The organism is Paucibacter aquatile (assembly GCF_002885975.1).
Taxonomy (GTDB): Bacteria; Pseudomonadota; Gammaproteobacteria; order Burkholderiales; family Burkholderiaceae_C; genus Paucibacter_A; species Paucibacter_A aquatilis.
The window spans coordinates 702,757-721,183 of the sequence record NZ_POSP01000003.1 but is presented as its reverse complement, the minus strand read 5'-3'; the positions used below and the strand labels follow the sequence as shown (position 1 = coordinate 721,183).

Genomic DNA, 18,427 nt, shown 5'->3' with positions numbered 1-18,427 from the left:
TTCAGCTCACAGACCCAGCGGGAAACGCCCATCCGGCGCCGGCAGATCCGGCCCGTCGAGGCGATGGAGCGGCCGCCCGGCCCGGTCGTACCAGAGCTGCAGCTCGCTGCCTTCCACACGCAAGAGCGCGAAGCCATCGCCGGGGAAGTCCGTCCAGGCGCTGACGCGGCAGCGCAAGACCTGACCCTTGACGGGGCCATCGAAAGTGAACTCGTCGGGCTCGGCCAGGGCCTCGACATCGGTGATGGCAAAAGGCCAGGGTGCATAGAGGGCCGAGCTGTGGATGCTGTGCAGGCGGACGGTTGGGCCCTGGGCCTCGCCATTGGCGTCCAGCGCGCAGATCTCGGCGCTGACGAAGCCCGAGCGGTGCTCGTCGCCGGAGAGAAACACCACGCCGTCGGCCTGTTGGGCCCAAAGCTCTGCCAGCAGAGACTTCAGGCTGGCCGGGTAGCCGCACCATGCGTCGGAGTGCAGGGCGCTGGCGGCATGCTCCTGGCAGGCGCGGCGGCGCGGCAACAGCAGGGAGCCGGTCAAGACCAGGCGGGGGCGCTCGCGATGGCTGCGCAGCCAGTGCGCGAATGCCGCTTCCTGCTCCGGGCTGAAGATGCGGGCTTCGCGCCAGTTGCCGCTGTGCCGGGGCTCGCGCTCTGTGCGGGTGTCGCCGATGAAAAAAGCCGCGCCGCGCCAGACGAAGTCGTGCCAGAAATGCTGGAACAGCCCCGGGCGCTCCTGCTCATCACCGGGCTCCCAGCGCGCCGCCCAGGCGGCGGCCACCGCCGCGTCGAAGAAGGGGCCGCGGCGCAGGCCGCCGGGGGCCGTGGGGTCAGCGACGGGCTCCCAGTTGTCTTCGATCTCGTGGTCGTCGGGGGCGTGGACGATGCGCGCCAGGCTGGGCGGCAGATGACGAACCAAGCCGGCCTTGAAATGCTGGTAGGGCTTGGCATAACGCTCGATTCGCGTGCCCGCATCGGCCAGGCCGCCACTGGCATCGGCATAGATCTCATCGCCGGCCAGCAGCAGCAAGGACAGCTCAGCCCCGCGCGCATGCTCGCGGCTGAAAGCCAGCAATCGAGCCAGCGAAGCCTGTGCCGGGCCCACCAGCTCGGGCGCGGTGTCGGCCGGCTGGCTGGCATCGAGCACGCCCGGCGGGTACTGGCAGGCGGCCAGCACCAGGCTCAGGGCCTGGCCAGGCCGGGCCTGCTCGGGCTGGGTGTCGGGCCGCTGTACGAGGGCGTGGCGCCAGCTCAGCGGCGGCTGGGCCAGGGCGTCGCGCAGGGCGTCTTCCAGGCCCGGTGGCGGCCGCTCGCCCTCGCGGCGCGGCGTGCGGGCGTCGGCGTAGACGAGAAGGCAGAGCAGGGCGGCATCTTCATCGGGCCCGCCCTCGAAGAAGTCCATCGGTATGGCATGGCGCAGCGGCTCGCCGGGCAGGGGTTCGCGCGTGCCATCGCCGGCCGGCTTCTCAAACACCTGCAGCCGCGCCTGGCTGGCCAGGGGCGCATCGGGCTGCAACGGCTGCCATTCATCGGCACTCACGCGCCGCATTGGCAGCCAGGCCCAGAGCCGTGGCCAGCCCAGCTCGGGCTGCAGGGCGGTCAACACCAGGGCCAGGTCTTGCCCGGCCGGCGCATCGGTATCGGGCAGGGCGGCGGGTGCCGCCCGGTGGCGCACTTCCAGGCGATGCAGGGGCGGGTGGGCGCTGCGCAGTTCCGGGTCGAGCCTTTGTGCTTCGGCGGGGGTGAGACGCTGGGGCATCACGACAAGCCCTCCTTCAGGAAGCCGATGATGTGGGGGAAAACGCGCTGCTCGATGTGGCGGCCGATCAGGCAGTCCTGGTGGCCATGCTCGGCGATCACGCGGAAACGGTAGCGGCCCGGCGCCACCTGCTCGTAGAGATCGGCCGTCAGCTCGGCGCTCTCGGCCTGGCAGAGGCCGTTGTCCTGGCCGTGGATGGACAGCACCGGGAACTGCTGCAGCTGGGCCAGGGTCTTGGCCATGTCGTCGAGGTAGAGGCTGGCGCCGCTCCAGTCGGTGATCTCGTTGCTGCGCGCGAAGTTGATGGCTTGCGCCACGGTGTCCATGTTCAGCGGGCCGAAATGGTCATCGATGAAATCGAACACCGGCTGGTCGACATTGCCGATGGCGAAGTCGCGACCGTAGAGCAGGTCCATGCGGTGGCGGGTGGCCGTCCACGGCGTTTTGCGCAGGCTGGGGAAGGGCGGGTTCTCGATGTCGAACTCCTTGTCCGGGTAGGGCAGGCTGGACAACAGACGGTCGATCAGTTGGTCCGTCAGGCCCGCCGGCTCGCTCGGGCGGAAGCTGTAGTCGTCCAGTGGCAGGTAGGGTCGGATGTACTGCATCAGATGCGCCCGCAAGCTGTTGGTGGGCGAGAAGATCATCTTGGGCGTGACCTGCGAGATCACCAGCCGGCGGATCAGCCCGCCGGCCATCAGCTTTTGGCGCAGGGGGTAGAAGTGCTCGAAGGTCTGGGCTTGCGGCTGCAGCAAGGCCATGTGCAGCATCACCGAGCCCATGCAGTGCGCCAGCACGTCGATCTGGGGCTTGTCGCTGGCGCGCAGCACATGGTCCACCGCCACCGGGATGTCGTTGAGCGCGCATTCCTCAAAGGTCCAGGGCAGGCGGGCCGAGGGCATGCCGGCGCTGGTGCGCATGTCGGCGATCCAGATGTCGAAGCCGGCGTCCCACAAGAGCTGGGCTGGGCCCGGCTGCACCGAGTGGTGCGCAAAGGTCGTGCCGCTGGCGCTGTAGCCGTGCAGCATCAGCACCGGCTGGCCATGGCCGCCGGCTTTGGCGCGGTAGCGGGTCAAGCGCAGGTGCACGGCTTGGTCGTCATCGTCTGCTTCGCGTGTCTGCACCGGCTGGCGCGAGAGCCCGGCTTCGCCACGCCGGCCCACGGCCAGCTCGCAGATCTCGGGCGCCGGCAGGCCCGGCACCTCGGCCGGCAGGCGCTGGGGCTGGCGCGGCGGCGCCGCGTCGGGCTTGCGGAAGCTCCAGATGTGCACGCCGATCAGCAGGCGCAGCACATAGCTGAGCAGGGAGCCGACATCGCGCATGGCGCTGGCCAGGTCCTGCTGCTGGGTGATGCGCAGCAGGGGCTGGCCTTGGCGGGCCAGGTAGAAGAGATCCAGGTCCAGCTGCGGCGTGCCGCCGTCCAGGCCTGGCAGCTGCGGCGCCTCCAGGCTCATGCGGCTGAGCTGGGTCCAGGGGTTGGAGCGACGGGTGTAGCTGATGCGCTTCACGCCGTGCAGGGGCTGGGCATAAAGCGGCTGCAGCCAGGCGGGCAAGACCTGACCCGGCTCCGGCCGCTGGGGATGGACGTGGTACTCCATCAGGCGCAGCTGGCCGCCATGGCTGGCCAGGGCCAGGGCGTTGCGGGCCCGCTCGAGAAAGTCCTTGGGGCGAGGGCCGAAACGGGGTTTGGGCGCCTCGCTTTGCTGCAGCTTGTCCATCAAGGCAAACATGCTGTCGCGCCAGCCGCGATTCATGAACCAGGCTTTCAGTGCGCTGCAGCGGCGCTGGCGGTGGCTGCTGCGGGCGCGGTGGAAGACTTGCAGCTGTGCCTGCTCCAGCGGCGCCAGCCAGCGCGCATCGCGGTCCTCACGCTCGGCATGCATCCAGAGCTTGAGGCCCTGGCGCTGCGGGTCGGCGCTGACGAGCATGGGCCGGCCGGGCGAGTCGGGGTCGGCGGCGGTGTCGAAGAGGCGCAGCCGGCTCTGGCCCCCGGGCCCGCTCTGCAAGCGGCGCTGCGGCCCCGGCTGCAGCAAGTCCCGCAGGGCCACCGGTTCGAATACAAACGTGAGCTCCAGATACTTGAGCTCGCCGCCCGGCGCGCCGGGCAGGCGCACATAGCCGCTCATGCGCTCGCGGAACTCGGCCAGGGTGGGCTGGCTGTGCGGCGCCTGCTCGGGCTTGATTACTCGGTAGACCGGCCGAGGGGCCAGGTCTTGCGCTTGGCGTGGGCCGCGCTCGAGCAATCCCCAGCGCTGGCGCAAGCTGGCCAGGGCGCGCAGGCTCAAAGCGGTGATGGTCAGGGCCGGGTTGATGCCCACGGCGGCCGGCACGATGGCGCCGTCCAGCACGGCCAGGCCCGGGTGCACGGCCTCGCCGAAGCGGCCGCTGAAGACCTGGCCCCATTCATTGACCACGCCGCGGCTGGCCTCGTCGCCCATGGCGCAGCCGCCCAGCGGGTGCACGGTCAGCATGGGGCCGCGCTGGTCATTGATGAGAAAGCTCATCTCGGCCGGCAGCAGCCGCCACATGGGGTTGGCCAGCAGGCGCGCGCCGTGGCGAGCGAGGCGCAGGTTCAGCCAGTCGTGGCGGGCCTGAACGGCGGGGTCCTGCCGGGCTTCGGGCCAGTGCACGCCGAGGGTGCCGGGCTCGGGGGCTTGCTGCTTGCGCGCCGGGCTGTGCAGGCGGCCGATGGCCGCATCCAGGCCCATCACGGCCACTGGCAGCATGCGCGGGCGCCGCGCCACCGGGATGGCATAGGGGTCGTCGAAGCTGAGGCTGCTGCCATGCTCGCTTCGGTCCGGCCGGGCCAGGCCGTGCAGGGTCTCGGCCATGGCAAAGCTCTCTTCAAAGGCCCAGCGCATCGGCCCCGGGATGGCCAGGTCCTCGATCACAAAGCCGCCCGCCTCGCGCACATCAATGAGGCCCGTGATGGTGGGGCCGACCTCGCGCTGGGCGGGCGTCTGGTCTTCGTCCGCCAGCGCGTTCAGATCGCTGGGCGCATCGACGGCCAAGGCCAGCACATCGCCATTGCCGCTGAACTGCTCGCCCAGCCGGTCGGACAGGGTCAGGCCTTGCTCGCGCGAGCGCATCAGGATCTCGGTCGAGCCCAGGCTGCCCGCCGCCAGCACCACATGCCGGGCGCGCAGCTGCAGATCGCGTGGCTCTCGGGCGTTCAGCTTTTCGTCGGTGTGGGACAGGTGCACGGTCCAAACGGGCTCATCGCCCGCGCTGCGCTCCAGATGGCGCACCGTGGCCCCCGTCACCAGTCGCACACCACGGGCCTGGGCCTGGCGCAGCAGATTGGTGTCCAGCGATTCCTTGGCGCCCTGGTTGCAGCCGGTGGCGCAGTCACCGCAGGCGATGCAGCGCTCCAGCGGCAGGCCGGCGGCGCTGCGCGGCGCGGCCTCCAGGGCCACGGTGATGGGCACCTGGCGAGTCGGCACGGCGCCCTCGGCGCCCAACTGGGCCAGGAAGTCGGCCCGGCGCGGGCGGTGGCCGCTTAGGCGGGCGATGGTGTTGGGCTGGCCTTGCGCATCAAGGCTGCCCAGGGCGCGGCCGGCCTGCTCGTACCAGGCCTGCATCTGGCCGGGGTCGCGGCGCAGGGCTTGCGGCCAGCGCTCACCCTCGAAGACCGAGGCCAGGGCCGGCTCCATCACCCCGGCATTGATCAGCGAACCGCCGCCCAGGCCATTGGCCAGAACCACGCACATGTCCGGCCCGAGGCGGAAGTCGAACAGGGCCTTGCGGTAGCCCTTGACCTCGGCGCTGCCCGCGGTGGCGAAGCGCACATGGCCGGGCAGATCGGCCATGCGGCGCGGGAAGGCGCCAGGCAGGTACTCCTGGCCGCGCTCGAGCACGGCGATGCGCATGGGCCGATCGGGGGAATCGGCCGTCGCGCAGCGCGACACATACTCGGCCGCCGCCGCACCGCCGTAGCCGCTGCCGATGATGAGCACATCGAAGGGTTCGCTGGCCGGGGCCCCGCCGTCCGCCATCTCGGCGAGCAAGACCTCCAGACCGACGGAGATGTCACGGGTGGCGCGTCGTGGACGGGCCGCCCCGGCGGCCGGGTGGGTGTTCGAGTCTGAAGTCGGAGTGGACATCATGAAAACAGTCTCGCGGTGAACAGCCGCGCAGCATAACGGGAGGTGCACGCGGGTGGCCCTGCGAGTGTGGGAGCGGGCCAGGCCTTGCTCTTCGCCTGGGGCCGGGAACCTCATGAAAACCCTGAGTGAATGCGCCGTCGGCCGGGCTCGGATTCGCGCAGAATGCGCCGGCCAAACAGGGAGGATTTTTCAATGCGTTTGCGTTCAACTTTTGCGCTGCTGGCCGTCTCGGCCATGTTCGCCGGCTGCGCCAGCTACCAGCCCATTCCAGCGGATTACAAAGGCCCGACCGCCACCGTGACCGATTCCGGCCGGCTGGAGGACGGCACCAAGGCCCAGATGTTTGTGCTGGCCGAGATCGAAGGCAATCGCATCGACAACGCCATCGGCGACAGTGCCCGCGCCAGCCAGGGCAAGGGCTTTGCGCTGACCACGGTGTTCACCAGCCGGGCGCTGCCGGCCCGGCCGATGAAGGTCAAGCTGGTGGCCAGCCACGCCACCGCAGCGCCGATTCAGGCCATGGCCAGCCAGATGGCGGGCACCTGGTATTCGACCGAGGGTGTGGTCGATTTCAAGCCCGAGCCTGACGGCCAGTACGTGGTGCGCGGCGAGCTGAAGAAGCAGGGCTCGACCGTCTGGATCGAGGACGCCAAGACCCGCCAGGCGGTGACCGCCAAGGTGGGTTCTTGAAACGGGAGCGCGCGCCGTCTTTGACGAGCGGCGCGCGCCGGCGCTGTTTGAAGCAGTGGGGCGCCAGCGCCGCAGCCCTGGCGTTGCCCTGGGGTTCAGCCGGCGCGAATGGGGTGCCAGGGGCGGGGCCTGGGTCGGCCTTGCTGGCCACCCCGCGCGCGCGTTTCAGCCTGCCCTTTCATCGGGTCAATGGCTACATCCTGATCGACGCCAAGGTCGGCAGGCGGGCCGGGCGCTTGATGTTCGACACCGGCACCGAGTTCCCCTTGTTCATCAACCGCCATGTGCTGCCCATGGCCAAGGACCAGTTCATGGCGCGCGGCCATGCCGCCTCCGGGCAGGCCCTGGTGCTGTACCGGCAGCGCGCGCCCTTGCGCGATCTGGTGTTGGCGGGGGAGCTGGCCTTCGCGCCGCTGGCCGGGCTGCCGCATGCCGACTTCAGTTTTCTCGAGGCCGCCATCAGCGAACGCTTTTTGGGCATGCTGGGCCATGGCTTCAGCCGTGACTACGAGTTCGCGCTGGATTACCAGCAGCAGATCCTGGATTTCTTTGCCCTGCCTGCGGCAGGGGCTGCGGACCCGGAAGCGGACGAGGTGCCGCAGTACCGGCCGGATCCCGCCGCGGCATTGCTTCTGGTCATGAAATTTCGCCCCACTGGGGTGAACGGCAAGATGCCGGAGCTGGAGGTGCAGCTGGGCGGGCAGCGCCTGCGCGCCACCGTGGACACCGGCAACCTGGGCTCCCTGCGCCTGAGCCCGGCCTTGCGTGAGCAACTGGAGGCCCAGGGGCTGCTGCGCGTCACGCCGGGGCGCTATCTGCTGGGCCAGCCCTCGCAGCATCTGCGCGCCAGTCTCAGCGGGCTCAGCATCCAGGGTGTGGCCCTGCCGCCCTTGCAGGAGCTGCACCTGACCCTGGACGCCAGCGATGCGCCGGGCCAGGGCCCGCATCTGGGTCTGGGCTATCAGTTCCTCAAATCCTATGTGTCGGTCTGGAACTACCAGCGCTCGGAGATCCGCCTCTACCGGCCTTGAGCTGCGGCGGTGCAGCGAAGAGCAGCGAGGCGAGGCCGGGAAGGCGCGGCCGTGAACGATGTCTCGTTGCGTCGCGATACCTAGGGTTTTCCCTTGATTTGCGATCGAGTCTTGATCACAATCAAATACCAGTTCAGAACCAGAGGCCCACAAGGCCTGGCGAGAACTGGTGTTGGCACACCCGATTGAAAAACGGGGTCGCAAAGCTTCCGGTCTACGACCGCGGAGGCACTGAAAGGTGAACGCCTGGCCGCGCCACAACCCATCAGACTGCTTCCGCGCGCCACGACAGCGGGGCCGCCACAGCCTGACAAGGAGGACGGGGTCATCCCGGTCTCGATTGCGAACTTGCCCGCGAGTTCGCCCTTCACCGGCGCCGCGTGCGCCCGATCTCAGGCCTGTGTTCATCGTCTGACGCGTTCTGCCCGTTCTCATGGACCGGGCAGACCTTGCTTGTTGGCGATCGCGATTCCTTTTCCGTTCTTCATTCCGTTTCTTGGCCTCAGCTTCCGATGGCTGAGCAGCGGCATGCATGGCTGTGCGAATGACCGAATCAACGACGACCGACCGCCTGGACCCCGACGATGTTTGCCTCCCCCGCTGTAGCTGTTTCTTCTTCCACCCAACGCTCCACCCAGGCCACGCCGGCCGCGCAGCGCGCCGGCCGCCCCAGCTCCCTGGCCCGCCGCGTGGCCTGGATCGGCGGCCTCGGTGTGGCCCTGCTGATCGGCCTGACCACCCTGGGCCTGAGCCTGCAATCGAACGGCGTGGAACGCGAGCGCGCCGCCGCGCTGGCCACCAGCGAGGCGGCCTCGGTGGCCCGAATGGCCGATGCTTTTGACAACAGCGCGCGGCTGATGGTCGAGCGTTTCTACAACACCTTTGCCAGCGAGTTCCAGGGCAGCTTCAGCCTCAGTGCCGATGGCCGTGACCTGCAATTCGAGCAGACCCGCCTGGCCGGCAATTTCGAGGCGGTGGACCGTTTCAGCCGCAATTCCGGCGGCGCTGCCACCATCTTTATGCGCCAGGGCGATGACTTCCTGCGCATCAGCACCTCGCTGAAGAAGGAGAACGGCGAGCGTGCCGTTGGCACTTTGCTGGGCAGCAATCACCCGGCCTATGCCACGCTGATGCAGGGCCAGCCCTATGTCGGCCGCGCCGTGCTCTTCGGCCGCCCCTTCATGAACCACTACCAGCCGGTCAAGGACGCCGCAGGTCGGGTGGTGGGCATTCTCTTCGTCGGCTTCGACACCTCGGAGTTCCAGCGCTCGCTGGAGCAGATGACGCGCGAGGTCAAGCTCTTCGAAACCGGCGGCCTCTACCTGGTGGACCCGACTGGCGCCAAGGGCCAGCCCCTGCTGCGCGCCCACCCCAGCCAGGCCGGCAAGCCGGTGGCCGAGCTGAGCCCTGAGGCCGATCGTTTCCTGCAGGAGATGTTCAAGAAGCCGGCCGGTTTTGCCGGCCCGGCGCCGGCCTTGCTGAACCCCAAGCAGAAAGACACCTGGCTGGTGGGGCAGCGCAGCGAGGCCACGGGTTGGTGGGTGCTGGCCGAGGTCTCGGATGCCGAGGCCTTGCGCGAGCACTGGCGCGTGCAGCGCCATCTCTGGCTGACCCTGGGCCTGGCCAGTCTGGTTCTGGCGGCCGGCCTGTACGGGCTGCTGCGCCGCTGGGTGGGCCAGCCGCTGGCCGCACTCAATGCCGCCGTGCTGCGCGTGGCCGAGGGCGATCTGTCCCAGCCGGTGCAGACCCTGCGCCATGACGATCTGGGCCTGCTGGCCGGCAATGTCGAGCGCATGCGTTTGCAGCTGGCCCGCACCATCGGCTCGGTGCGCCTGGCCACCGATGGCATTTCCACCGCCAGCTCGCAAGTCGCCGCCGGCAGCCAGGACCTGTCCAGCCGCACCGAAAGCGGCGCCAGCAGCCTGCAGCAGATCGCCAGCTCGGTCGAGCAGCTGACCGTGGCGGTCACGCAAACGGCCGAGTCCGCCGGTGTCGCCAGCGATCTGGCCCTCAGCGCCAATGCCGCTGCTCAGCAGGGTGGCGAGGTGATGGAGCAGCTGGTGCAGACCATGGACGGCATCAGCCGCGCCAGCGGCAAGATCAGCGAGGTCATCGGCACCATCGACGCGATCGCCTTCCAGACCAACATCCTGGCGCTCAATGCCGCCGTCGAGGCCGCCCGTGCCGGCGAGCAGGGCCGCGGCTTCGCCGTGGTGGCCAAGGAGGTGCGCAGCCTGGCCCAACATTGCGCCGAGTCTGCGCGCGAGATCAAGGGCTTGATCAGCGGCAGCAGCGAGCGGGTCGATGCCGGCCTGAAGCTGGTGCAGACCGCCGGGCGCTCCATGGGTGAGATCGTGCACAGCATCGGCCGGGTCAGCACCGCCGTGGCCGAGATCAATGAAGCCACGCGCGAGCAGGGCGCCGGCCTGGGTCAGGTCAACTCGGCCATCACCGATCTGGACGCCAGCACGCAGCAGAACGCCGCCCTGGTGGAAGAGAGCGCCGCGGCGGCCGAGAGCCTGCACGCCCAAGCCCAGACCCTGGTGGACCTGGTGCGGGGTTTCCATCTGCTGCAGGCGCAGGCCGCCGCGCTGCGCCCCTGAGTTTCGGCAGGGGCGCCCGGCTCTGCGAAACTGCGAGCTTCATCGGACGCCGTTCGATCTGGCCTGGACCTGATTCACCATGAGTGACACCGCTGCTTCCCCTCAATCTCCAGCCGCACCCGCCAGCGCGGGCGGCACCGCGCCGGTTCAGGCGCGCATCGACTGGGCTGCGTTCGAAACGCATGCCGGCGGTGTGGTCGGCGCCCTGCGCGACTACAGTCGCGCGGTCGACGCCTCGGGCCTGGACAAGGGCCTGGTCGAGCTGCTCAAGCTGCGCGCCTCGCAGATCAATGGCTGCGCGTTCTGCCTGCAGTTCCATCTGAACCTGGCGCGCAAGCTGGGCCTGCCGCAGCGCCAGCTGGACCAGCTGGCCGCCTGGCGCGATTCGCATGCCTTCAGCGCCCGCGAGCGTGCCGCACTGGCTTGGACCGAAGCCCTGACCCGCATGGCCGCCGCACCGGTGGAGGGCACGCTGTACGCGGACATTCAAGCCCAGTTCAGCGAAGGCGAGATCGCCAATCTGACCGCGGCCGTCGCCGCCATCAACGCCTGGAACCGCATCGCCGGCGCGCTGCGCTTCACCCCGCCGGGCGGCTGATCCCTTGTCGATGCCAAGCCGGCGCCTGGGTGGGCTGCAGATCCTGGCCCTGGCCCTGATCCGGGGCTACCAGCGTTTTCTGTCGCCGCACAAAGGCTTTGTCTGCGCCTACCGCGTGCATCGCCGGCATGCAGCGGGCTGCTCGGCCCTGGGCTACCGGGCCATCCGCCGCCTCGGTGTGTGGCGCGGCTTGGGCGTCTTGCGTCTGCGTCTGGCGGCTTGTGGTGACTTGCACCGGCGCTGTCAGGCCGAGATGGCCGAGGTGGCCGGCAGCGGGCGCCGGCCGCTGGCCGCTCAGCGCGGGGACTGCGATTGCGGCTGCGATCTCGGCGACCTGGGCGGCTGCAACAGCTGCGACGCCAGCGACGGCGCCCGCATCTTCAGCCGCCTGATCGATGGCTGCAGCTGCTGTGATTGCGGCTGCGATGGCTGGGGGCGGGATCGCAAGAAGCCGCCCGCCAAACCGAGCTGGCGCTACCGAAAACGCCAGCCTCGCGATCGCGATCGATAGCGCTTGTGCTCGTGCTTCAGGCCGACAGCGCCTGGATGCGCGGCTCGCTGCTCAGCACCACCCGGTTGCGCCCCTCGGCCTTGGCGCGGTAGAGCGCCTGATCGGCCGCGTCCACCAGGCGCAGGGCCAGGGCCTGCTTGTCGTCGGGCTCGCGGCTGCCTTCGGGTGCACGCTCCAGCATGGCCAGGCCCACCGAGACGGTGGCCGGGATGAACTCACCGCTGGGCAGCAGCAGGGCGCGGGCGGCGATGCTGGCGCGGATGCGCTCGGCGATCTCGCGCGCGTGCTGCAGCGGCGCCTGCGGCAGCAGCACCACGAACTCTTCGCCGCCAAAGCGGGCAATCGTGTCGCCCAGGCGCAGCTGCGACTGGATCAGGTGGCCGATGCTTCGCAGCACCTCGTCGCCGGCCGGGTGGCCGTGGCGGTCGTTGATGGCCTTGAAGTGATCGAGGTCCAGGAACAGGCAGGCCAAGTCGTGGCGGTAGCGCCGCGCCTGCGCGATCTCGATCAGGCAGCGGTGCTCGAAATAGCGGCGGTTGTGCACGCCGGTCAGCATGTCGGTCAGGCCGGCCAGCTTGAGCCGTTCCTGGTTGAGCGCGCTGTCCAGACAGACCGAGACGATGGCGGCCAGGCGCTCCAGCAGCTGGGTGCCGGCGCCGCGCTCGTAGCGGGACGGGTCGCTGCTGCCGAAATGCAGGCTGCCGATCAGTTCGCCGTGGCGTGACAGCGGCAGCAGGGCCACCGAGGCCAGGGTGGCTTGAGGAGCGCGATGGGGCGCAGCATGGGGCGCGCCAAACAGCGGGCGGTGCCGCTGCTCATTGAAGGGGCCCAGCCAGGGCTGGTGCAGCTGGCCTTGGAACAGCGGCGCGATCGGGGCGATGCTGGGCAGCAGGGTCAGGCCGTCCAGCGGCGCGGGTTCGTGGTGGTTGGGGCCTTCATGGCGGTGACGCTCAGCGTCCAGCATGCGGCTGGCTTCGTCGTCACGGTCCAGCAGCACCATGGACACGGCATCGATACCAAAGGCCTGGCGGTAGTCATTGAGCAGCAGGCTCAGCAGCTCGGCCATGGAACGCGCCCCGATCAGCCGGTGTTCCAGCTGGTCGAAGCGGCGCATCTTCTCTTCGTTGTTGCGCGCTTCACGCAAAAGGCTGTCCAACTGCCGGCGCAGGGCCTGGTTTTCTGCCTGGAGATCGCTGTCCATCGGGTGCTTACTGAGGGAAGGGGTGGAGGCCGCGGTGGGCCTCACTGTAGCCGCTCCGTGGGGCGATTCAGCCGAGTTTCGCGATCTGGCGCCGCTGCCTGCTTGCTGTGGCTGTTGCAGCTGCTACTGCTGTTGCTGTTGCTGCAGGAGCGCGAGTTGATCCTTGAGCCGCAGTACCTCGTCCTTGAGCTGCTTGTTCTCGGCCGTCAGCTCGGCCACGGTGTCCTGCAGCAGCTTGAGCTGGGTTTCACGGTTGCGCAGGTCGGCGTCGCTGGCGCTCTCGGCGGCGCTGCCGGCTTCGCCCGTGGCCTCAGTGCCGGCCTCGGCGGTCTTGGGTGCGCGGTTGCCGCTCTTGCCTTCACGCACGCGCTTGGCGGCTTGCTGCAGCTCCTTCTTGCCGCCGGCCACGGCGGCGATCTGTTCTTCCGGCGCCAGGCTGGCCACAGCGGCGGCGGCGTTGATGGAGATGGTGCCGGCCTTGACCGCCTCGACCAGCTCGGGCGCGGCGCTTTTCTGGATCTTCTCGATCTGCACCACGGTGTTGCTGCTGATGCGCGCGGCCTTGGCGATGGCCTCCCGGCTGGTCAGTGGCTCGGGCGGGGGCAGGGCGCTGCTGTCAGGGCCGGTGGGCAGGCCATCGGCCAGATCGGGCGGGAACTCCACCGCGCCAGCCGAGCCGGCTTCGGCCAGGCGGGCCACCGCCTCCTTGGCGCGCGCGGCCACGATTTCCTTTTTGCGCAGGGCCAGGATGCCGCGCTGGAAATCCGACACGCTGCGCCGGCCCAGGTGCTGGTCGATCATCCACAGGTGCACGTCTTCCATGGATTTGAAGCGCGGGTTCTGCACCGTCTGGAAGGGGATGCCGTGCTTCTGGCAGATGCCGTAGCGGTTGTGGCCGTCGACCAGGATTTCGCCCCAGAGCACCAGCGCGTCGCGGCAGCCCTCGGCCAGGATGCTGCGCTCCAGCGCCTGGTGTTCTTCGGGGGTCAGCGGGTCGATGTAGGCGCGCAGTTCGTCAAGGACGGTGATGTTCATGGGCAGGGGAGGGGCAGGGCTTCCGCGAGGAAGCCGCCCTATTGGGCTGATCGGGTGACAAACGAGAAAGGGCGCGCATTTTAGGCTGGCTGCGCGACCCGCTCCTGGCCGCCCGGTGCCAGCGTCAGCGCCAAGCCCTGCGCCACAGCCTGGCGCAGCTCGCCCGCGGCAAACGGTTTGTGCAGCAGGAACAGGGCGCCATACTGCTGCGCGCGGCGTTGGCAATCGCTGCCCCGGTCCATGGTGATGAAGCCCACGGGCAGCTGCTCAAAGCCCGCCTGGCGCAGGCGTTGCAGCATTTCCAGGCCTGAGGCGCCGGGCATGTGCCAGTCGGCCAGCACCAGATCGGGCCGGAAGCGCGCCACCTGGGTCAGGGCGTCCAGGCCATCGCTGGCGGTTTCGATCTGCAGAGGGCCCAACTCTTCGCAGTCCAGGCAGCGGCGAATCAAAGCCTGGATGGCGCGGCTGTCGTCCACGATCAAGATGCGGCGCGCGCGCCGCAGGGCCTGGCTGCCGCCGCCGTGGTCTCTGTCGTGGTCGTTGTTGGGGTGAGCGGCAGCCGCCAGCTCCTGGGTGTGCACCGTCATCGCCATCCCTCACTCGCTCACTCGTGGGTCTCGGCCGGAGCGCTGTTGTGCGCGCTCTCGGTGTTCTGATCTGCTCGCGCCGCATCTGGCGCCCGGTGGGGCGTGTGTTGGCGGGCAAGCGGGTGGCTCCCTGGGCCGTGCTGATGCCGGTGTGTGAGCCCGTGTTGGCGCGGGCACCGGGATGGGTGTTCCATCCACGCGCGCAGCGCCTGGGCTTCTTGGCTGCGGAGTTTCGGGGCGAGCTGCGCCCAGTCAAAGCCTGAACAGGGCGGGCAAAGTGGTGCATTTCTGCGCCGCGCCGGGCGTTGGGGCGCAGAGCGCGCTCCGGGGTGGGCTTCCGTGCCGCAGGGCGGGCTGGCGTTTGTGGCGGCCACCGCACAATGGGCAGCCGTGTGGCCCCGGCATGACGCCGGAGCAAGACGAGTCAAACAAAGGAAAGCGAGTCCCCTGCATGAATGAGCTGTGGCCAGAGGCGGCTTTGGACCGCGTGGATGCCGTGGTGGTGGGCGCCGGCGTGTTGGGCCTGGCCGTGGGCCGGGCCTTGGCCCAGCGAGGCCTGGAAACCCTGGTGCTGGAGCGTGCCGGCCAGATCGGCAGCGGCATCAGCTCGCGCAGCAGCGAGGTGATCCATGCCGGGCTCTACTACCCCAGCGGCTCGCTCAAGGCCGAGCTGTGCGTGCGCGGCCGCGAGCTGCTCTACGACTTCTGCGCCTCGCATGCCGTGCCGCACCGGCGCTGCGGCAAGCTGCTGGTGGCCACCGAGGCGGCCCAGCTGCCGGCCCTGCAGGCCCTGGCCGAGCAGGCGCGGCGCAATGGCGTGGACGATGTGCAAGCCTTGAGTGCTGCGCAGGCGCGGGCCCTGGAGCCGGCGTTGCGCTGCGAGGCGGCCTTGCTCTCGCCCTCGACCGGCATCGTCGACAGCCATGCGCTGATGCTGGCTCTGCAGGGCGAGCTGGAGGCCGCGGGCGGCTGTGTGGCCGTGGGCAGCGCGGTCGGGGCCTTGTGCCGCCAGGGGGGGCTGTGGCGGGTGGAGTTGCAGGCCGAGGCCGGTGCTGAGCCTTATGCTGTGTTGAGCCCGCGTGTGGTCAATGCCGCCGGCCTGTGGGCACCGGCCTTGGCCCGGGCCACCGAGGGCCTGGCCGCCCGCCATCAGCCGGAGCCGCGCTTTTGCAAGGGCAGCTATTTCTCGCTCTCGGGCCGCGCGCCTTTTTCGCACCTGATCTATCCCATGCCACAAGCCGCGGGCCTGGGCGTGCACCTGACCCTGGATCTGGGAGGTCAGGCCCGCTTCGGGCCCGATGTGGAATGGCTGGACGGCGTCAGCGACCCGGACGCGCTGGACTACCGCGTCGACCCCGCGCGCGGCGAGCGCTTTGCCGCCGAAGTGCGCCGTTACTGGCCCGATCTGCCCGAGGGCCGCCTGCAAGCCTCCTATGCCGGCGTGCGGCCCAAGATCAGCGGCCCGGGCGAGCCGGCCGCTGATTTCCGCATCGAAGGTCCGGCCGAGCATGGCCTGCCTGGCCTGGTGCAGCTGCTGGGCCTGGAGTCCCCCGGGCTGACCAGCTGCCTGGCGGTGGCCGAGCGGGTGTCAGCGCTCCTGGATTAAGTCTGGCGCTGGGCCCGAGCTCGCAGTGCTGCCTACGCCGCCCACGCCGTCCTCGCTGTCCTCCGCCCACTGCCACTGGCCTTGCTGCAGCAGCTGGTGCGGGCGGAAATCGGCCTTGTAGGCCATCTTGCCGCTCTCGGCGATCCAGTAGCCGAGGTAGAGGTGGGCCAGCTGCAGATCGCGCGTCTGCTGGATCTGCCAGAGCACGTTGTAGGTGCCGTAACTGCAGCGCTCCTCGGGCTCGTAGAAGGTGTAGACGGCCGAGAGCCCGTCGCTGAGGATGTCCAGGATGGAGACCATCTTGAGCACCATCTCGCCATCGTCACGGCGCTCGCGGAACTCCACCAGGCGTGAGTTGATGCGGCTTTGCAGCAGGAACTGGCTGTACTGCTCGACGCTGTCGTGGTCCATGCCGCCGCCCGAGTGGCGCGCGGCCTGGTAGCGCAGGTAGAGCTCGTAGTGCTCCTGGCTGTAGCCCAGGCGCATGACCTTGGCCTGCAGATGCTGGTGCTGGCGCAGGGCGCGGCGCTGGCTGCGGCTGGGCTTGAAGCTGGCCACCGGGATGCGCATGGGCACGCAGGCCTTGCAGCCATCGCAGAACGGCCGGTAGGTGAACAGGCCGCTGCGCCGAAAACCGGCCGCCACCAGGCTGGAGTAGGCGTCGGCGTGGATCAGGTGGCTGGGCGTGGCCACCTGGGAGCGCGCCTGGCGGTCCGCCAGGTAGCTGCAGGGGTAGGCGGCCGTGGCGTAGAACTGCAGCTGGGCCAGCGGAAGCTCTTTCAGATGGGTCACGGTCGTCGGCTCGGTGGCGGCAAATTGGGTGGAAGAAGGTGGGGGAGAGCGTCGGGCGAATGCTCCGGATCAGGGCTCGAATCCAGCATCCCGGTCAAACGCCGGGCCCAGCTGTGCCCACAGCGCCGGATGATAGGTCCAATCCTGTGGCGTCGGCCGCTGCAGGGCTTGCTGGATGTGGGCCTCGAACTGCTGACGCGGCACTTCGGCGGCGCCCAGCGAGGCCAGGTGGCGGGTGTTCTGCTGGCAGTCGATCCAGGGGATGCCATGCCGGCGGCACAGGCAGACCAGGGCGGCCAGGGCGATCTTGGATGCATCCGTGCGGCGCATGAACATCGATTCCCCGAAAAACATGCCGCCGAGGTTGATGCCGTAGAGCCCACCCGCCAGCTCGCCGTCCATCCAGGTCTCGATGCTGTGCACGGCGCCCTGCGCCCGTGACCAGGCCAGGTAGGCGGCCTGCATCTCGGGAAGGATCCAGGTGCCGCTCTGGCCCTCGCGCGGCGCCTGGGCGCAGGCGCGCAGCACCTCGGGTAGGGCGCTGTCCACCCGGATCTCGCAGCCCGGCGTGCGGATGAAGTGCTGCAAGGTCTTGCGCAGCGAACGGGAGAGCTTGAAATGGGCGGTCTGCAGCACCATGCGCGGGTCCGGCGCCCACCACAGCGGCGGTTGATTGGGCCCGTACCAGGGAAAGATGCCGCGCGCGTAGGCTGCGGCCAGGCGCTCGGGGCGGAGGTCGCCGCCGGCGGCCAGCAGGCCCGGGGCGTCGGACTCGGGTCCCAGCGCGCGCTGCGTCGGGGGGAAGTCCAGGCTGCGTTCATCCAACCAATCGATCATGCGGTCATGGTAGCGTGCGACCCATGATTACCGTTTATGGCATCCCCAACTGCGACACCGTCAAACGCGCCCGCACCTGGCTGCAAGAACAGCCCGGTCTGACGGTTGAATTCCACGACTTCAAGAAAGCCGGCGTCCCCGCCGACCAACTGCCCCTCTGGATGGCGGCCCTGGGCTGGGACAAGGTGATCAACCGCGCCGGCACCACCTGGCGCAAGCTCGACGAAGCGACCAAAGCCGCCGTCGTCGACGCCAGCAGCGCCACCCAACTCGCCCTGGCCCAGCCCAGCGTCATCAAGCGCCCGCTGGTGCGCTGGTCGGATGGCAGCTTCACGGTGGGGTTTGGGGTGGAGGTGTTTGGGGAGAAGGTGGCGGGGGGCGGGTGAGTGGGCTTTTTCTTCCGGGTGGCTCGCGGGCACTCAAGCGTTTCGCGTTGGATACCCAAACTGAGCAGACTTGGTAACAAAGTTGGGCGTCATGAAAGTCCTTCGTGTATCTCTATTGTTCCTCTCGCTCGCTGCGACGGCCTCGCCGCAGGCAAGCGCATCGGACCGTCCTGAGCGATCTGAGTATTCGGACGGTGCTTTGTCGCTTAAGCTCATTAGCCGCTCTGATGGCGGCGAGGATGGATACTTTGCGAGATTTGTTGGTACGGTCCGCCTCACCGGTACTTTGGTGATCGAGTTTGACCGACTCCCCGACATTACCGACGACCGAGACACGGACGGAGAAGCCTTCTTTGTTCCCGACGATTCGTCTCGCCGGAAGTTGCCAGCTGCCGTGGGCCGCTTCTATCCGCGGCCCGTCTCCTCCATCGCTTTGGACAAGAAACCTCGGGTACTGCTTCTGCCTTTGCTTGGTCGAAAAAGGACCGATGCGCTGTTGAACGGAGTCATGCCCAGGTATGAATTGCCAGCCTCACTCACGATCAAGTCTTTTTCCTCCTGGGTCGAATGCGATCACAGGAGCTACACGGCCGAGGTTGCATCTATCAGACCGGTAAGTTCACAAGTCATCGCGAAGGCTAAGCCATCGCTTATTGGGTGCTAAATGCCGTCGCGTGCAACGACGCCCAACCCTT

15 protein-coding genes and 1 riboswitch are annotated in these 18,427 nt (G+C 68.9%); of the genes, 8 read left to right on the top strand and 7 right to left on the bottom strand.

Going from position 1 to position 18,427, the window contains the following annotated elements; genetic code table 11:
• Positions 1-6 precede the first annotated feature (6 nt).
• Positions 7-1,752, bottom strand: a complete 1,746-nt coding sequence (locus C1O66_RS06400) for an alkaline phosphatase D family protein (protein WP_102767118.1) — start codon at positions 1,750-1,752, stop codon at positions 7-9.
• On the bottom strand, positions 1,752-5,855 hold the full coding sequence (locus C1O66_RS06395; RefSeq protein WP_165794506.1) for an FAD-dependent oxidoreductase: 4,104 nt from the start codon (positions 5,853-5,855) through the stop codon (positions 1,752-1,754). Before C1O66_RS06395 ends, C1O66_RS06400 begins: the two co-directional genes overlap by 1 nt.
• Before the next feature lie 192 nt (positions 5,856-6,047).
• Here C1O66_RS06395 and C1O66_RS06390 point away from each other — a divergent pair, with 192 nt between their 5' ends.
• From C1O66_RS06390 to yidD, 5 genes are all read left to right on the top strand, one after another.
• Positions 6,048-6,545 carry a hypothetical protein gene (locus C1O66_RS06390; protein ID WP_102767116.1) on the top strand — a complete coding sequence of 166 codons (498 nt, stop codon included), beginning with the start codon at positions 6,048-6,050 and terminating at the stop codon, positions 6,543-6,545.
• Between the two features lie 140 nt (positions 6,546-6,685).
• Complete coding sequence (locus C1O66_RS06385; RefSeq protein WP_102767115.1) at positions 6,686-7,576, top strand: hypothetical protein; 891 nt, start codon at positions 6,686-6,688, stop codon at positions 7,574-7,576.
• A 164-nt stretch (positions 7,577-7,740) separates the two neighbouring features.
• Positions 7,741-7,881: riboswitch (cyclic di-GMP riboswitch) on the top strand.
• A gap of 279 nt (positions 7,882-8,160) precedes the next feature.
• On the top strand, positions 8,161-10,179 hold the full coding sequence (locus tag C1O66_RS06380) for a methyl-accepting chemotaxis protein (RefSeq protein ID WP_102767114.1): 2,019 nt from the start codon (positions 8,161-8,163) through the stop codon (positions 10,177-10,179).
• A gap of 79 nt (positions 10,180-10,258) precedes the next feature.
• Positions 10,259-10,777, top strand: coding sequence for a carboxymuconolactone decarboxylase family protein (locus C1O66_RS06375; protein WP_102767113.1), 519 nt, complete (start codon positions 10,259-10,261; stop codon positions 10,775-10,777).
• A 10-nt stretch (positions 10,778-10,787) separates the two neighbouring features.
• Positions 10,788-11,288 carry a membrane protein insertion efficiency factor YidD gene (gene yidD, locus C1O66_RS06370; protein ID WP_102767112.1) on the top strand — a complete coding sequence of 167 codons (501 nt, stop codon included), beginning with the start codon at positions 10,788-10,790 and terminating at the stop codon, positions 11,286-11,288.
• Positions 11,289-11,304: 16 nt separating this feature from the next.
• Here the strand turns inward: yidD and C1O66_RS06365 are convergent, their stop codons facing one another.
• From C1O66_RS06365 to C1O66_RS06355, 3 genes are all read right to left on the bottom strand, one after another.
• The gene (locus C1O66_RS06365; RefSeq protein WP_165794505.1) at positions 11,305-12,534 is read right to left on the bottom strand and encodes a GGDEF domain-containing protein; all 1,230 of its coding nucleotides are present in this window, start codon (positions 12,532-12,534) and stop codon (positions 11,305-11,307) included.
• 78 nt (positions 12,535-12,612) lie between these two features.
• On the bottom strand, positions 12,613-13,524 hold the full coding sequence (locus tag C1O66_RS06360; protein WP_102767110.1) for a ParB N-terminal domain-containing protein: 912 nt from the start codon (positions 13,522-13,524) through the stop codon (positions 12,613-12,615).
• Between the two features lie 80 nt (positions 13,525-13,604).
• Positions 13,605-14,111 carry a response regulator gene (locus C1O66_RS06355; RefSeq protein ID WP_165794504.1) on the bottom strand — a complete coding sequence of 169 codons (507 nt, stop codon included), beginning with the start codon at positions 14,109-14,111 and terminating at the stop codon, positions 13,605-13,607.
• A gap of 451 nt (positions 14,112-14,562) precedes the next feature.
• Here C1O66_RS06355 and C1O66_RS06345 point away from each other — a divergent pair, with 451 nt between their 5' ends.
• Positions 14,563-15,717: an NAD(P)/FAD-dependent oxidoreductase gene (locus C1O66_RS06345; RefSeq protein WP_102767107.1), complete on the top strand. Its 1,155-nt coding sequence runs from the start codon at positions 14,563-14,565 to the stop codon at positions 15,715-15,717.
• Here the strand turns inward: C1O66_RS06345 and C1O66_RS06340 are convergent.
• Both C1O66_RS06340 and aat read right to left on the bottom strand, forming a co-directional pair.
• On the bottom strand, positions 15,700-16,509 hold the full coding sequence (locus tag C1O66_RS06340; protein ID WP_102767106.1) for an arginyltransferase: 810 nt from the start codon (positions 16,507-16,509) through the stop codon (positions 15,700-15,702). The two genes, C1O66_RS06345 and C1O66_RS06340, sit on opposite strands and share 18 nt — an antisense overlap.
• Positions 16,510-16,578: 69 nt before the next feature.
• Positions 16,579-17,346: a leucyl/phenylalanyl-tRNA--protein transferase gene (aat, locus tag C1O66_RS06335; protein ID WP_102767105.1), complete on the bottom strand. Its 768-nt coding sequence runs from the start codon at positions 17,344-17,346 to the stop codon at positions 16,579-16,581.
• Between the two features lie 23 nt (positions 17,347-17,369).
• Here aat and C1O66_RS06330 point away from each other — a divergent pair, with 23 nt between their 5' ends.
• The gene (locus C1O66_RS06330; RefSeq protein ID WP_102767104.1) at positions 17,370-17,732 is read left to right on the top strand and encodes an arsenate reductase; all 363 of its coding nucleotides are present in this window, start codon (positions 17,370-17,372) and stop codon (positions 17,730-17,732) included.
• A 91-nt stretch (positions 17,733-17,823) separates the two neighbouring features.
• On the top strand, positions 17,824-18,396 hold the full coding sequence (locus C1O66_RS06325; protein WP_133155118.1) for a hypothetical protein: 573 nt from the start codon (positions 17,824-17,826) through the stop codon (positions 18,394-18,396).
• Positions 18,397-18,427 lie beyond the last annotated feature (31 nt).